The 14,061-nt window shown below is 47.2% G+C and carries 16 protein-coding genes; 9 read left to right on the top strand and 7 right to left on the bottom strand.

Translation table 11 applies throughout. From position 1 onward, the window contains the following. The first annotated feature begins 87 nt into the window (after positions 1-87). The gene (locus ACYVGR_RS31115; RefSeq protein WP_460963866.1) at positions 88-807 is read left to right on the top strand and encodes a murein L,D-transpeptidase catalytic domain family protein; all 720 of its coding nucleotides are present in this window, start codon (positions 88-90) and stop codon (positions 805-807) included. Here the strand turns inward: ACYVGR_RS31115 and ACYVGR_RS31110 are convergent. The 3 genes from ACYVGR_RS31110 to ACYVGR_RS31100 all read right to left on the bottom strand — a co-directional run bounded on the left by ACYVGR_RS31110 (position 777) and on the right by ACYVGR_RS31100 (position 3,141). Further along, positions 777-2,009 carry a L,D-transpeptidase family protein gene (locus ACYVGR_RS31110; RefSeq protein WP_460963865.1) on the bottom strand — a complete coding sequence of 411 codons (1,233 nt, stop codon included), beginning with the start codon at positions 2,007-2,009 and terminating at the stop codon, positions 777-779. The two genes, ACYVGR_RS31115 and ACYVGR_RS31110, sit on opposite strands and share 31 nt — an antisense overlap. Positions 2,010-2,120: 111 nt before the next feature. Then, the gene (locus ACYVGR_RS31105; RefSeq protein ID WP_460963864.1) at positions 2,121-2,366 is read right to left on the bottom strand and encodes a hypothetical protein; all 246 of its coding nucleotides are present in this window, start codon (positions 2,364-2,366) and stop codon (positions 2,121-2,123) included. 184 nt (positions 2,367-2,550) lie between these two features. Continuing rightward, on the bottom strand, positions 2,551-3,141 hold the full coding sequence (locus tag ACYVGR_RS31100) for a fasciclin domain-containing protein (protein ID WP_460963863.1): 591 nt from the start codon (positions 3,139-3,141) through the stop codon (positions 2,551-2,553). A 104-nt stretch (positions 3,142-3,245) separates the two neighbouring features. Between ACYVGR_RS31100 and ACYVGR_RS31095 the strand changes: the two genes are divergently transcribed. From ACYVGR_RS31095 to ACYVGR_RS31085, 3 genes are all read left to right on the top strand, one after another. Beyond that, positions 3,246-3,527: a hypothetical protein gene (locus tag ACYVGR_RS31095; protein WP_460963936.1), complete on the top strand. Its 282-nt coding sequence runs from the start codon at positions 3,246-3,248 to the stop codon at positions 3,525-3,527. A 227-nt stretch (positions 3,528-3,754) separates the two neighbouring features. After that, a complete protein-coding gene (locus tag ACYVGR_RS31090; RefSeq protein WP_460963862.1) occupies positions 3,755-4,228 on the top strand; it encodes an FKBP-type peptidyl-prolyl cis-trans isomerase in 474 nt (157 codons plus the stop codon). 104 nt (positions 4,229-4,332) lie between these two features. Beyond that, a complete protein-coding gene (locus ACYVGR_RS31085; protein WP_460963861.1) occupies positions 4,333-5,283 on the top strand; it encodes an L-threonylcarbamoyladenylate synthase in 951 nt (316 codons plus the stop codon). Here ACYVGR_RS31085 and ACYVGR_RS31080 read toward each other — a convergent pair. From ACYVGR_RS31080 to ACYVGR_RS31070, 3 genes are all read right to left on the bottom strand, one after another. Beyond that, positions 5,280-6,353, bottom strand: a complete 1,074-nt coding sequence (locus tag ACYVGR_RS31080; protein ID WP_460963860.1) for a phosphotransferase family protein — start codon at positions 6,351-6,353, stop codon at positions 5,280-5,282. The two genes, ACYVGR_RS31085 and ACYVGR_RS31080, sit on opposite strands and share 4 nt — an antisense overlap. Before the next feature lie 66 nt (positions 6,354-6,419). Next, positions 6,420-7,685: an acyl-CoA dehydrogenase family protein gene (locus ACYVGR_RS31075; protein ID WP_460963859.1), complete on the bottom strand. Its 1,266-nt coding sequence runs from the start codon at positions 7,683-7,685 to the stop codon at positions 6,420-6,422. 20 nt (positions 7,686-7,705) lie between these two features. After that, positions 7,706-8,611, bottom strand: a complete 906-nt coding sequence (locus tag ACYVGR_RS31070; RefSeq protein ID WP_460963858.1) for a 1-aminocyclopropane-1-carboxylate deaminase/D-cysteine desulfhydrase — start codon at positions 8,609-8,611, stop codon at positions 7,706-7,708. 67 nt (positions 8,612-8,678) lie between these two features. Between ACYVGR_RS31070 and ACYVGR_RS31065 the strand changes: the two genes are divergently transcribed. The 5 genes from ACYVGR_RS31065 to ACYVGR_RS31045 all read left to right on the top strand — a co-directional run bounded on the left by ACYVGR_RS31065 (position 8,679) and on the right by ACYVGR_RS31045 (position 13,355). Then, positions 8,679-9,713, top strand: a complete 1,035-nt coding sequence (locus tag ACYVGR_RS31065) for an RluA family pseudouridine synthase (protein ID WP_460963857.1) — start codon at positions 8,679-8,681, stop codon at positions 9,711-9,713. 31 nt (positions 9,714-9,744) lie between these two features. Further along, complete coding sequence (locus tag ACYVGR_RS31060; protein ID WP_460963856.1) at positions 9,745-10,101, top strand: four helix bundle protein; 357 nt, start codon at positions 9,745-9,747, stop codon at positions 10,099-10,101. A gap of 39 nt (positions 10,102-10,140) precedes the next feature. Beyond that, complete coding sequence (locus ACYVGR_RS31055; protein ID WP_182463834.1) at positions 10,141-10,593, top strand: GNAT family N-acetyltransferase; 453 nt, start codon at positions 10,141-10,143, stop codon at positions 10,591-10,593. Positions 10,594-10,734: 141 nt separating this feature from the next. Next, positions 10,735-12,978, top strand: coding sequence for a transglycosylase domain-containing protein (locus ACYVGR_RS31050; RefSeq protein WP_460963855.1), 2,244 nt, complete (start codon positions 10,735-10,737; stop codon positions 12,976-12,978). An 8-nt stretch (positions 12,979-12,986) separates the two neighbouring features. Beyond that, positions 12,987-13,355: an FxLYD domain-containing protein gene (locus ACYVGR_RS31045; RefSeq protein WP_460963854.1), complete on the top strand. Its 369-nt coding sequence runs from the start codon at positions 12,987-12,989 to the stop codon at positions 13,353-13,355. Between the two features lie 17 nt (positions 13,356-13,372). Here ACYVGR_RS31045 and ACYVGR_RS31040 read toward each other — a convergent pair whose 3' ends face one another. Further along, positions 13,373-14,005, bottom strand: coding sequence for an NAD(P)-dependent oxidoreductase (locus tag ACYVGR_RS31040; protein WP_460963853.1), 633 nt, complete (start codon positions 14,003-14,005; stop codon positions 13,373-13,375). Between the last annotated feature and the right edge of the window lie 56 nt (positions 14,006-14,061).

The following is a 14,061-nucleotide window of genomic DNA, read 5'->3' as shown; positions in this document are numbered from 1 at the left end:
AAGTAGTATCTTCATCGAATTAAAACACCTATGAGTCTGTTGTCAATATACATCCTCATAAACCCATAAACACACTTATTTGTCGGTATGAAGAATGTTCTTTTGCTTCTGGTTGGTTTAGTAGTTATTTATTTTGCTACCACTGGACTCAAATCTACCCGTAACGTTGTAACTGCGGCCCCTGTCTCGGCCCCTAAAACGGTTAAAGCTGTTGGACGCCTTGCCATCTACGACGAGCTTAACTTAAGTCAAACCGGTTTACAACGAGCTGTTTTCGAATATGCGCTACGTGGTTGGCAGAAAATGGATACGGCCAAATCGATGCTGACGATTGTTGATCTAAGCCAGCCTTCAAGTCATAAACGGCTATACGTTGTCGATTTGTTCAACAAAAAGCTGGTTTTTAACACCTATGTAGCCCACGGACGCAATTCCGGCGATCTGGTTCCCAATCAGTTTTCGAATACGCAATCATCGTTCCAGAGCAGTTTAGGCTTTTACCAGACGCTCAATACCTACATGGGTAAACATGGTCTTTCGCTGCAACTAAAAGGGTTGGAAAAAGGCTTTAACGACAATGTCTTTAACCGAAATATTGTACTGCACGGTGCCGATTACGTTTGTGAAGACATCATTCGTAAAACAGGTCGATTAGGTCGGAGCCAAGGGTGCCCAGCTGTGCCGTACGCCGATTCTAAAGGGATTATTCAGGCAGTTAAAGGCGGTTCGTGCTTATTTGTGTATGCCCCTAACTCCGACTATCTGAAACAGTCAGCTTATTTGTCAAGCGCATATACATCTTTGTAAAACCGTAATTTTCCGGTTGCGTCGACATCGGCAATGTTATAGGCAATAAAAACTGGGAACGGCTTTGGAATGCTCAGTGTGCGCGGTTTCTGGTCGACCAGGCATTTAGTCATAAACGCAGCATCGAAGGTCTGACTTCCTAAAATCAGATTCGCTAGTTCAACTGGTTTCTGCACCCGAACACAGCCATGACTTCGCCAGCGATCGGCGGTTTGCGTAAATAAGTCCCGACTATTGGTATCGTGCAGGTAAATGGCCAGTGGATTAGCCAGATCAAATTTTAATAGCCCCAGCGAATTCTCACAACCTGATGCCTGCCGAACACGGTAGGGAAAATTAGTTGTCGATAAGCCATCCCAATCTATTTCTTCGGGGTCGATTTCCTCATTCTTCTCATTCAGGATCTGAAGATTTTGATTGTAGATGAACGCAATGTTCCGTTTCATGCGAGGTAGCATTTCATCCAGTGCAATGTTCTGTGGTACATTCCAGTACGGATAGGCCACAATATCCTGCACATAGGTTGTCATACAGGGTGTGCGCTTATCGGGCTTTCCTGCAATAACCTGCATGGGCAATAGCCGTTCGCCTGCTCGACTAAATACGTTCAATTCACCCGCCGGAATATTGACGAGTACAAACCGGTCGGCATCGAAGCGATTGACGTACCGATAGAAATTAAGCGTCTGTCGAATTAATCGCAGTGAGTCAGCCAAGGCTGGATTCGATTTGGCTAATTTTCGCAGGCGACTATAGTGCCCTACCAACTGATTGTAAGGCCCAAACGGCGCAAGCTTTACCAAAGCTGTGGGCTTACTAGCCTCGTATACATTTTGAGTCCAACTAGAATCAACTGCTTCTTTTAATCCGCTAAACTCCAGACGGGAGGGCTTTTTACCATAGCGAATTTCGAGAAGTAGATCAGTCAGTTTTGCTTCGGTTTCAGCTTCCGGAAGGCCAGCTTTAGCTCCAAATCGAGTCGTATCAATGCCAACCGAATCGGCATAGCGGCAAACAAGATGTAGCGTTACGAGTGCTTGTTTTGCTTTCTTTTCCGCTTGTTGACGAGTCTGTTCAACTTTAGCCTGCTCTTTCTTTGTTGCTTTCTGTTTAATAAACCACTTACCCACAAAGAATAGGAGTACAAGACCGGCTACCACCGCAACACCAATTCCAATTCTTCGTTTATCCAGGTTATCCATGAGTATTATTGCGTTTTACTTATATTCCAAACTGAGCAAACCTACCTTTGTTTTTTCTGAATTATCCAACAACGAAACGGGCAACCCTGATTGAGTTGCCCGTTTCGTTGATTAGCTATACGCCGGCTTGTCAATACTCGGCTTAGGGTTGGGGTTTCGATTTGGGTGCGTCATCCGCACGTTGGCAGCTATGTTGTCGCCATCCATATAGTCTTCTTCCAACGCATCAGGCTCTAACTCCTCTGGGTCGATCTGACTACCTGGGCCACTGGTTCCTTCAATCGATTGGTTTGCCAAACCGGCGGGCGAAATGGCTTGCTTAGCCCGGATGATGTCTTCTTTTTCCTGATTTTCCATAACAATCTTACCTGTAAAGTTCCTACCTAATCATTAGTCTATCAAACCAGTAAGCTAGACTATTGTTTTTTAAACTCTGGCGCGAGTATGTACTCATGCCTGTTAATAGAGCAAGCATTCGCTTGCGTCAGTGGATACTGACTTATTAATAGGCACGAGTACATACTCGCGCCAGAGTTTAACATCATTTCGTGCCTGGCATCAATACGGAATCAATTGAATACACTACGCCATTGGTTGCTTCTGCGTCCCCTTGATCGATGGTGGCGGTGTTGCCTGCTCCGTCGGTGATGCTTAGCGTTTCACCTTGCTTGCTTACGGTTAGAGTGCCTCCCGTTACCGTTTTAAGCTTCTGTCCATCCTGCAACTGATCGGCCGTATATTTACCCTTCACAACGTGATAAGCTAACAACTTCTGTAGCTTAGCTTTAGCAGTAGGTTTCATTAACTCATCCAGCGTTCCGACGGGAAGTTTATCGAAGGCTTCATTCGTAGGTGCAAACACCGTGTATGGGCCTTTACTACTCGCCTGCTCTGTCAGGCCTGATACACGCATAGCCCTAAACAAAGTCGTGTGCCTGGCCGATCTGGCAGCACTGATCGCCAAGTCTTTATTCGTTACCGAATGACTTGGTTTCAATACCGAATTGGCTTCGGATGTCGTACTGGTGGCCAGTTGGCCCGCCGAATTCTGTGTTTGCGCATTAGCCGCTACAAACAAACCAGAGAGCAGTACACACGCCACTACTCCACTCAAACCGAGTTTCTTTTTCATGCTAATTGAGTCTAGTTGGAAAATGAAACATACAGCTTATCACAAGATAAGCCCGAAGCAACTGCCCCGATTTATTGAGTAAACGGTAGGTTAACGGCAGAAAATTGCCCAAAAAGTCAGAAAATGAGCGAAAGGGACAACGTTATTTATTTAGAGAAAACGCCCTTTGCAATAAGGTATGGAATCAACAGCCAAAGGAGGCCTTTGATGAGGAAGAAGAAAAAGCCCAGCCAGCCAACGCGCTTGAGCCAAAATTTGAAGCGCTCATTCATAAAGCAAAGATAGCGATTTCTGGCTGTTGCCTTCTACACACATCTGGACTACTGGAAGGAGATTATAAAGATGACCAACGGATTTTCATCGTCAAGGAATGGAGGATATTCTAGCCAAAGAAAACGCCTTGCGAGACGTAATCACAGTCTGGCTTAACCTACTGGAAGCGTCATTTTACGAGGGTCCCAGCTAGGCTTAAATCAGACAGAAAGTAAAAAAATTTTCTATCAACCAAACTTATCAGGGCTAAGCGAGCTTATCAATTAAATCTAAACCACAAGCACCTTTATTTCTTCGCTTGTTGTCGGTGAAGAACGAACCTTGTTCACTAGAAAACCATATGAACATTACAAAAAACAAAGTAGCTTCTATTCACTACACACTTCGTGATAGTAGTGGTAACATTTTAGATTCTAGCCAGGGACAAGATCCATTATACTATCTACATGGGGCTAATAACCTCATTCCGGGTATGGAAGAAGGGCTGGAAGGCCGTACGAAAGGCGATCATTTTCAAATAGACGTTTCTCCTGAGAAAGGGTATGGTAAGCGCGATTCCCGATTGGTAGAAGCTGTTCCTCTTCGGGCATTTGGCGGCCAGAAAATTGAAGTTGGGATGCAATTTGAGACCAATGAGGGCCAGGTTGTTACCGTAACTGAAGTTGGCCCTGATACGGTAACGGTCGATGCTAATCACCCCCTTGCCGATCAGAATCTTTATTTCGATGTCGAAGTAATCGACGTTCGGGATGCCACAGCGGATGAACTAACGCATGGCCATGCGCATGGTCCAGGTGGCCATCACCATCATTAAAAGAAGGGAGAAAGGAGGAAGGGGGCGAGAGGGAGTAAAGGGAAAATAGACCAATCCTTTCTGTCCTCTCGTCCCCTTCCTCCTTTCTCCCTTATCTTTGTACCATGGCACAGATTGGTACAAATACGCGGTTAGCAAAGGAGTTTCTGGAAGCAGGAAACGTGGTGGGTATCCCTACCGAAACAGTATATGGATTAGCCGGAAATGCATTTAATCTGGATGCTGTCCTGAAGATTTTCCAGGTCAAGAATCGCCCTTCTTTCGATCCGCTCATTATCCATACGGACTCGCTCGAAAAGCTCGACCAGTTTGTAACCGACATTCCTGAGCCAGCCCGAAAACTGGCCGAGACCTACTGGCCCGGTCCGTTAACACTGCTTCTTCCTAAACGTGACTTAATTCCAGACCTCGTTACGGCAGGTTTACCTTCCGTTGCAGTTCGGATTCCAAATCATCCGCTTACGCTTGATTTACTACGCTCGCTCGATTTTCCCCTGGCCGCACCGAGTGCTAATCCATTTGGCTACATCAGCCCGACTACCGCACAGCATGTCGCCGATCAACTGGGCGATCAGATACCTTATATTCTGGATGGAGGTCCGGCAGGCGTTGGTATTGAATCAACGATTGTAGGTTTTGAGAACAACCAGGCTACCGTCTTTCGGCTAGGCGGTATGGCTTTAGAACAAATCGAGCAAGTAGTCGGGCCCATTTCCGTACAAACCCATTCGACCTCGAACCCGAAAGCGCCAGGCATGTTAAGCAGTCACTACGCCCCTCGCAAACCGCTAATTCTAGTCGCTGCGGGGCATACTCCTGAACCGAATGAGCAGGCAGGTGCTTTAGTGTTTCGGGAGCCATTCGGCGGCATTTCGACTGAACATCAGCGAGTGCTCTCCCCTACAGGCGACCTGAACGAAGCGGCTAAAAATCTCTTCGCGTACCTGCGTGCTTTAGATACGCTCCCCATCGACATTATTTACGCTGAACCCCTACCAAATCAGGGACTAGGTTGGGCCATGAATGATCGACTCCGGCGGGCGAGTGTACACTAAATCTCGCCACGCTCGATAGCCTTTGCTGCATTATCCGCCAACTCAATAATCATGGGCAGCAAATGCCCAAAGCGAGCGTCTTTCGTGTGCCCCTGTTTCCAGCGAGTGTAAATCTGCTGGGCAATTACGGCGTTCTTATACAGTCCGAACACGTAATAAAATAGGATTTGGCTCAGGTCACGCCCGCTCTGTTCGGCATAACGGGTCACCACTTCCTGCCGGGTTAAATTACCGGGTAGCCAGGTCAGGTTAAAATTTTTATACGCTGGGCTGTCTTCCGCTTCGGACCAATAGGCAAGCGTAGCCCCCAAATCCATCAGTGGGTCGCCGACCGTTGCCATTTCCCAATCCAATACGCCTTTAATGAGCGGTAGTGGATCGCCCGTGGCTTCGTTGGAAGCGAACAGAACATTGTCGAATTTGTAGTCGTTGTGCAGAAAAGCAGACGCTTGATCAATAGGGTAATTCTGTTGAAGCCAATAGCCAACGTGGTTCATGGATTCAATTTTGTCGGTTTCGGCAGTCCGATAGCGTTGGTTCCAGCCTTCCACTTGCCTTTGTACGTAGCCGTTTGGTTTGCCCAACTGGATGAGCCCCGTTTTCTCAATGTCTAAACGATGAATAGCCACCAAATTATCGACCAATGCCTCCGATAACTCACGCATCCAGGCAGGATCGAGGTTTAATGTTGGGGCCATGTGCGCACGCAAAATGATGCCTGAAATGCGCGTCATGATATAAAATGGCGCGCCAATTATATCCGCTGACTCGCAGTAGACAATAGGCTCTGGAATTTTATCGTAATGTCCTTTTAACAGCGACAATACCCGAAACTCTCGACCCATGTCGTGCCCTCCTTTAATGTTGGCACCAAACGGCGGTCGGCGCAATACATACTCCTGATTGCTGGTTTTAAGCCAATACGTCAGATTGGAAAAGCCGTTTGCAAATTGACGTACTTCCTGAATTTCGCCTACCGAAGGAGCAACCTGCCGGAGGTACTCATGCAACAGATTCAGGTCAAGTTCTTCGCCAAAGCGAACAGCGCGGGGCGCATCGAGAGAAAGCATTTGATATAGGATGTATGATATAGGGTATATACTATCCAACCCTCTTAATCAATCATTTATAGTATTTTAAAGTGATGATTCAGCCGCCATCATTTGCCGAAACTGGCGCAGTTCTTTTGCTTTTTGCTTAATGTCCAGGCCGTATTTTTTCAGAATATTGGTTGCCAGATTTTGTTTGTGTACTTCGTCGGCTCCGTCCCAGATACGTGCTCCTCGTTCATGCCGATACATAGCCGAAAGCACGGTATCATCGGTAACGCCTAGGGCGCCGTGTACCTGAATAGCCCGATCGAGTACGCGCAGAAAAGCATTGGCTACATAGAATTTTATAGCTGAAACAGCATCGCGAACATTGCTAACGCCCACTGTATCAATCATGTGAGCGGTATTGAGCACATAAAGTCGACAAGCGTCAATTTCGGCTCGGCTTTCGGCAATGAAATCCTGAATAAACTGCTTTTCACCCAGCATAACACCCTCTTCAATCTCACGGGTGGCAGCCCGTTTGCACATCAGATCCAGCGCTTTTTCGGCATTACCAACCCAGCGCATGCAGTGGTGAACGCGTCCAGGGCCCAACCGTTCCTGTGCCAGTCGAAACCCCATGCCTTCGCCTGCAATCACGTTTGCAGCTGGAACCCGACAGTTGGTATACGTCACTTCGGCATGGCTAAACCAGCCTTCACCCGCTTCGCCAAAAACGGGAATATTTCGTTCAATGTTGAAGCCAGGCGTATCGGTTGGAACGATAATCATACTGGCTTGCTGGTGCGGGGCGGCATCCGGATTTGTCACAGCCATTACCACCGCAAAAGCAGCACCATCGGCCGAGGATGTGAACCACTTACGGCCATTAATCACATAGTCGTTTCCATCACGTGCAGCTAAAGTAGCCATCCGAGTAGGATTTGAACCCGCAAAATCGGGTTCGGTCATTGAAAAACAAGAACGAATTTCGCCCGCCATCAGCGGTTTCAAATACCGTTCTTTCAGCTCTTCCGAAGCGAATTTGTGAAGCAATTCGGTGTTACCGATGTCCGGTGCCTGACACCCAAACACATAATGCCCGAAAAAGGGCGCGTGTGCCAATGCTTCACTAATCTGGCCAAATTCGCACAACGTAAGTCCGTGCCCCCCCTCCTCTCTTGATAGATGCAGTCCCCACAAACCGGCAGCTTTGACTAACTCCCGTTTCTGATCGAGGATGGGAATAATAGCGCCAAGATTATTATGCGAAAATCCGTCTTCGAGCGGAATCAATTCAGTTTGAACAAATTCCTGAACTCGTACTAATAAGGGTCTGACTCGCTCGGTCGTGAAAATCGTTTCCATATTGGAAAAATAGGGGATTTTTATTGATTCGTCATAGTCAACTCCGCACTCCTCCCCTGTAACCCGCCCGTATGAACGGCCACAACGGTTGCGTTAGGTGGGAAGAATCCTTTTCGGGCCAGATCATAAATACCATAAAGCATTTTTCCGGTATAAATCTGCTCAAGCAAGACACCTGTTTTTCGTTCGAACGTCTGAATGAATTGGATCAACTCAGGCGTGGTTTTAGCATATCCACCGAAATGATAGTCGTTCAATTGCCGCCAATTGCCCTGCTTATCGACATCCGAAATTTTCAACGCCATTACGCCTAAGATGCTTGTTTCTTTGAGTGCCGACTGTGCCAGTCCTTCTACAGTACCACCTGTGCCAACTGGGCAGCATACAAAATCGGGCGTATAGCCTAACTGTGTACTAATTTCTGGAATAATTTCAGCCGTACCTCGAATAGCCAATTCGTTCGTACCGCCTTCTGGCAAACTATAGCAAGGTCCGAATTCGGCAGATAACGCATTTAGAAAATCAGGCTCCCCTTTCCGTCGATAATCGGTTCGGCTAATAAACTGTAACTGCATACCGCTTTGTTGGCAAAAAGCGAGGGTTCGATTGAGCGGCTTACTGGCAAGCTCCTCGCCCCGAACAAGACCAATCGTTTTAAAACCGAACACATGGCCAGCCGCAGCCGTCGCATATAAATGATTGGAATAGGCTCCGCCAAAAGTTAACAAGGTTGAAAACCCCTGATTGCGGGCGGCCAGAAGATTATACTTGAGTTTACGCCACTTGTTGCCCGATACCTGCGGATGCAACAGATCGTCACGTTTTAGGAATAAACGGATCGTAACGGGTTCAGGAAAAGGATTCTCTACTGCCTGAAGTGGCGAGTTTCCCACCAAATGAGCTAACTGGCGGGCAAGTTCGTTCATAATCCGTAATTTTGTCTTGTACAAACCTAGGAGGTTTGAAGAAATCTTATAGGTTTTAGTTGAGAAAATGGCAGAACTAGACGACGAATTACCAGAAGACGACGAATTATACGAACACCACCGAATCGTGGTGGATAAAGGCCAGGGACTATTGCGGATTGATCGCTTCCTGATGGATCGATTGCCAAACGCAACCCGTACCAAAATTCAGGCAGCCATTGATGCCGAATCGGTTCGGGTAAACGATAAACTCACCAAAGCCAGTTACAAAATAAAGCCGTTGGATGTTATAACGATTTCGTTAGCTCATCCACCTCGTGATACCGACGTCAAGCCCGAAAATATCCCGATCAACATTGTCTTTGAAGACGACGACCTGCTGGTCATCAATAAGGTTGCGGGCATGGTTGTTCACCCCGCTCACGGAAACTGGGATGGCACACTGGTCAATGCATTGGTCTATCACTTTCAGAATCTTCCCACATCGCGTAATGGAGAAATCCGTCCAGGTTTAGTACACCGAATCGACAAAGACACGTCGGGGTTAATGGTAATTGCCAAAACCGAGTATGCCATGACGCATCTGGCCCGACAATTCTTCGAACATTCGATTGAGCGCACCTACAATGCCCTTACCTGGGGCGTTCCCAATCCGCTTGATGGTACCATTACGGGTTTCATTGGTCGATCAATAAAAGACCGGAAAGTACAGGTGATTTACGACGATGAGACCAAGGGGAAATGGGCCATTACGCATTATAAAACCTTGGAAGAGCTACGTTATGTTGCGCTAGTACAGTGTAATCTCGAAACAGGCCGCACCCATCAGATTCGCGCGCATCTGAAGCATATTGGGCATCCATTATTCAACGATGCCATGTATGGCGGAGATCGTATTTTAAGGGGCAATCCGGTTGGAAGTTACAAGGCCTTCGTTGAAAATGCCTTCAAGCTTTTACCCCGGCAAGCTCTCCACGCTAAATCATTGGGCTTTACCCACCCCCGAACGAAAGAATGGCTCCAGTTCGACTCGGACCTACCCGATGATTTTCAGGCGGCCCTTAATAAATGGAGGAAGTGGAAAATGATGAATGATGAATGATGAATTTTACCCACTTTGCCCTACTTGTACCATGAAAAAGAATAATATTGTTCTTGATAAGAGTTTTCGTTTTGCCATTCGCATTATCCGACTTTATCAGCATCTTAAAGACACTAAAAAAGAATTTGTTCTAAGCAAACAGATGCTACGATCCGGTACATCGGTAGGAGCAAATGTACGTGAAGGCAATAATGCAGAAAGTAAAGCTGATTTCATTCACAAAATGGGCGTTGCTCAGAAAGAAGCAGACGAGACATTATATTGGCTTGAGTTATTAAATGCAACAGACTATCTAACTATAGCCGAATTTGAAAGCATTTATCAGGATGCAAACGAATTACTAAAATTAATTCGTAGCATTATTCTTACAGCAAAAAGTAATCGCTGAAGGCAACATCATTCATCATTCATCATTCATCATTTAAAAATGATTTCAATTCGACCTGGCACCCTTGAGGATATCCCTGAAGCGTTTGCTTTAGTTATGGAATTAGCTGTTTACGAACGAGCTGCCGATCAGGTTAGCAACACCGTTGAACAAATGGCGCTTGATGGCTTTGGCCCCAACCCTCTTTTTGGGATGATTATGGCCGAAGACTCAGACACCAAAAATATTGTCGGCATGGCCTTGTACTTCTTCCGCTATTCGACCTGGAAAGGCAAGCGTCTGTACCTGGAAGATATTATTGTGACGGAAGATTTTCGAGGCTATGGCGTAGGAAAACTCCTGCTGGATGCTACCATTGAAACGGCCAAAGAAACCCATTGCACTGGTATGATGTGGCAGGTTCTGGACTGGAATGAGCCTGCTATTGGCTTCTATAAGCAGTTTGGTACCCGCTTCGACGACGGCTGGACGAACTGTCATCTGGATTTTTGAGCAGGGAGCAAGGTGCCCGGAGCAGGGCTATCGGCTTGCTAGAATCCCTGCTCCAAGCTCCCGGCTCCATGCTGTTCACCCAAACCCCATGCCCTTCGCCCAAAAACCCCTATCTTTGCGATTCGAGAATAGTGACTAAGTATGACGGAACGTCAACAGAAGGCTCTGCGTATCGCTGGCTGGATATTTCTGAGTATTTTTTTATTGGCCTGTGTAGGTGCTGGCGTGGCTTATTTCAAGCGCGAAAGCCTGTTAAAAACTGCCCTCGAACGAGGAATCCGTAAAGCAAAACGGGATTATCATCTTGATGTTCGGATTGGCTCAGCCAAATTTACCGGATTAAGCTCGCTGGCGTTTACGGATATTTCAGTCGTGCCTGAACAACGCGACAGTCTGGCTCGTATCCAACGGGTTGAACTGGCAGTTCGGTTCTGGCCGTTACTGGCTGGTAAAATCGGCTTGTCGGGCATGACCCTCGAAAATGGCCTTGTTCAGGTTGTAAAGCGTGATTCGCTCACGAATATTGACTTCCTGCTTCACAAAAAACGCGACTCTACAGCAACTGCTGACCCTTCGGCTGAATCATCCCAACGTACAAATCTGGCTGATGTAACCGAAAACCTGATCGACAATATTCTGTCTAAGATTCCCGATGACTTGAATATCAGCAATCTGGAGTTTCGGGCTATGGATACGGACGATACTCTAAGTTTGCTCACGCAAACAGCGGTTATTAAAGACGAAGACGTAACCTCAACGCTAAAACTAAACGGCAATCAGGCAACCTGGCACGTGACAGGCACCGCTGATCCTGCCGGTCGGGAATATAATCTGGCCTTGTATGCCGAAGGGAAGCCAATTGAACTCCCTTATATTCAGAAGAAATTTAACTTAAAACTCCAGGCCGATACCCTACGGGCCGAACTTCATGAGGTTGATCGTTCGGGCGGTGAGTTTCGGCTTGAAGGAGCGGGTTCTGTTCAGAACTTGCGGATTAACCATCCGGCCATTGCCCGTGCCGATGTATTGGTGCCCCGTGCGGCCATGGATGCCCACCTGTTTGTTGGCGAAAACTATGTGGGTATCGATAGCTCATCAACCTTACACTTAGGAGAAGTCAGCGCTCATCCTTTTTTGAAATATACGCTCAAGCCAACAAAGATCTATGAGGCCCAGTTACATACAGGCCCTATGGACGCTCAGGCCCTCTTTAATTCATTTCCGCAGGGACTGTTTGAATCGCTGGAAGGCATGAAAGTATCGGGAAAGCTCAGGTACGATGCTGATTTCCAACTAGATTCATCCTTACCCGATTCTGTAAAATTCGATTCGGGTCTAACCTCCGAAGGCTTCCAGATTCTGCAAATGGGCCGCACGGATTTCGCAGCTATTAACCAGCCGTTTGTTTATACCCCTTACGAGAAAGGTAAACCCGTTCGGGATATTGTTGTTGGCCCCGAAAACCCAGATTATACCCCTATCGATCAGATTTCGCCTGATCTGCGGAATGCATTATTAACCTCAGAAGATTATAATTTCTTCACGCACAAGGGCTTCAACGAGAAAGCCTTCCGCGTCTCTATTGCGACCAACTTTAAAGAGAAATCATTCAAGCGAGGAGCCAGTACGATTTCGATGCAGTTGGTAAAAAATGTCTTCCTGAATCGAAATAAGACGATTTCCCGTAAAGTTGAAGAAATCCTGATTGTCTGGCTGATCGAGAATCAGCACATCGTTTCCAAGGAGCGGATGTATGAAGTCTACCTCAATATTATTGAGTGGGGAAAAAATATTTACGGCATTGGTGAAGCCGCTCGCTATTACTTTGCCAAAAGTCCCTCTGAACTTGATCTGGGCGAGAGTATTTTTCTAGCCTTTGTGGTGCCCCGCCCTAAAGCTGCTTTAAACTGGTTCGTACCCGATGGCACTCTTCAGGTCCGAAACGTACGTGGGTACTTTAGACTTATTGGTCGGATTATGTCCCAGCGAGGTCTGACGGCTCCTGATTCAGGCGCTTATGGCTTCTACAGCGTTCGCCTTCGCGAAGGACTTCGTCGTCAGGTTACTCCTGTAGACTCCTTATTCCAAAGCGACAGCCTGATGACAGATCCGGCAGATATTGATGCCGACGACGACAGCGAAGGGGGTACCGGAATCGGGAACTTCTTCCGCCGGTTATTTAAAGGCAAAAAGGCCGATGAGAAACGGACGGATGAGGAGCAATCGACTGTTCAGCCTGAACGCCGATCAACGCCTGACGTCATCACGAACGAACCAGCCCCCACCGACACAGTTAAAACCCGCAAGCAACTTCGGCAGGAACGACGAGAGCAAAAGCGACGGGAAAAAGAAGCGAGAAAAGCGCTGGAAGCCAATAACCCCTAACGATCCTTATGAAAGCACTGGTTCGATTAATTCTGCTTGTCGTTATTTTCGGCGGGATTGCTCTATTCGTTATCTCAAAACTGAATCATACATCCCTAACGCCCAAGACGATTGATTTAGGGGTCGATTGTTCTGAAATAGACAATGTACTGGTAACGTCGACGGTTAACGTGGTTGTAAAAAACCACTCATCCCGTTCTCATAAAGATGTGTCGGTAAAAATAATTGCCTTCGACGAAGCCGGAAATCAGCTTAAAGAGAAATATACCACGTTTACCCGAACACTGGCTCCCAACAGTAGTTTCGATAAACCCGTTACCTTACCAGCCGAGACCAAGCGGTGCGATTGCAAGATCGTTAGCTCACAACCAGAGTAATAGGTTTCCAAGGCGTCTTATTTTCCCGTAATCGTAACAGCTTTACCCAAGTACACATCTTTATCCAACTGATCAAGCAGAAAAGCAGCGACATCGGCACGGCTGATTTTGGGTAAGGCAAACAACGAAAAGGGTAAATGTTCACCCAACCGATACTTGCCCGTAAGCGGAGCGTTTGTCAGCCGGGTTGGCCGGGCAATGACCCAATCGAGTTTGCTCTGACGAATGGCTTGCTCCTGTATTTCCTTCTCAGCGATTACGCCACTCAGGAACGTTTTGATAAACAGCTTACTGGGGAGAGAGGCTTCTTCATAACTCGTGCCTACGCCCAACGACGATACGACGAGTAGCCGTCGAACACCCGCCTGCCGCATGATGGTAATCAAATTTTTCGTACCGTCGGCTACCACATGATCGTTTTGCCCGGGTCGACTGCCGAGTGCACAAAACACCGCATCCTGACGCCTGACGGCGTGGAGAAGGGTATTGGGCTTGAGCACATCCCCAGTCAATACCGTTAGATTTGGGTGCTTAATGGACAGTTTGGTGGGATCGCGCACGAATGCTGTAACAAAATGGCCTCGCTGAAGTGCTTGCTCAACGGCCTGCAAGCCCGTATCTCCTGTAGCGCCTACGACTAATAGTTGCATAAAAAATGGTTGATTGGGTAGCTTTACAACCTGATGACACGTAAAACTGTTTATAG

The sequence above is a fragment of the Spirosoma litoris genome (assembly GCF_054776755.1).
Note: the sequence above shows the minus strand (reverse complement) of the source record. Positions and strands in the feature narration are given on the sequence as shown.

Excerpts from the sequence above, each read along its gene's own strand:
- ACYVGR_RS31075 (WP_460963859.1), bottom strand. The coding sequence starts at position 7,685 with ATGGAAACGATTTTCACGACCGAGCGAGTCAGACCCTTATTAGTACGA.
- ACYVGR_RS31110 (WP_460963865.1), bottom strand. The coding sequence starts at position 2,009 with ATGGATAACCTGGATAAACGAAGAATTGGAATTGGTGTTGCGGTGGTA.
- ACYVGR_RS31040 (WP_460963853.1), bottom strand. The coding sequence starts at position 14,005 with ATGCAACTATTAGTCGTAGGCGCTACAGGAGATACGGGCTTGCAGGCC.
- ACYVGR_RS31115 (WP_460963866.1), top strand. The coding sequence starts at position 88 with ATGAAGAATGTTCTTTTGCTTCTGGTTGGTTTAGTAGTTATTTATTTT.
- ACYVGR_RS31050 (WP_460963855.1), top strand. The coding sequence starts at position 10,735 with ATGACGGAACGTCAACAGAAGGCTCTGCGTATCGCTGGCTGGATATTT.
- ACYVGR_RS31055 (WP_182463834.1), top strand. The coding sequence starts at position 10,141 with ATGATTTCAATTCGACCTGGCACCCTTGAGGATATCCCTGAAGCGTTT.
- ACYVGR_RS31045 (WP_460963854.1), top strand. The coding sequence starts at position 12,987 with ATGAAAGCACTGGTTCGATTAATTCTGCTTGTCGTTATTTTCGGCGGG.
- ACYVGR_RS31105 (WP_460963864.1), bottom strand. The coding sequence starts at position 2,366 with ATGGAAAATCAGGAAAAAGAAGACATCATCCGGGCTAAGCAAGCCATT.
- ACYVGR_RS31080 (WP_460963860.1), bottom strand. The coding sequence starts at position 6,353 with ATGCTTTCTCTCGATGCGCCCCGCGCTGTTCGCTTTGGCGAAGAACTT.
- ACYVGR_RS31065 (WP_460963857.1), top strand. The coding sequence starts at position 8,679 with ATGGCAGAACTAGACGACGAATTACCAGAAGACGACGAATTATACGAA.
- ACYVGR_RS31090 (WP_460963862.1), top strand. The coding sequence starts at position 3,755 with ATGAACATTACAAAAAACAAAGTAGCTTCTATTCACTACACACTTCGT.
- ACYVGR_RS31060 (WP_460963856.1), top strand. The coding sequence starts at position 9,745 with ATGAAAAAGAATAATATTGTTCTTGATAAGAGTTTTCGTTTTGCCATT.
- ACYVGR_RS31085 (WP_460963861.1), top strand. The coding sequence starts at position 4,333 with ATGGCACAGATTGGTACAAATACGCGGTTAGCAAAGGAGTTTCTGGAA.
- ACYVGR_RS31070 (WP_460963858.1), bottom strand. The coding sequence starts at position 8,611 with ATGAACGAACTTGCCCGCCAGTTAGCTCATTTGGTGGGAAACTCGCCA.
- ACYVGR_RS31100 (WP_460963863.1), bottom strand. The coding sequence starts at position 3,141 with ATGAAAAAGAAACTCGGTTTGAGTGGAGTAGTGGCGTGTGTACTGCTC.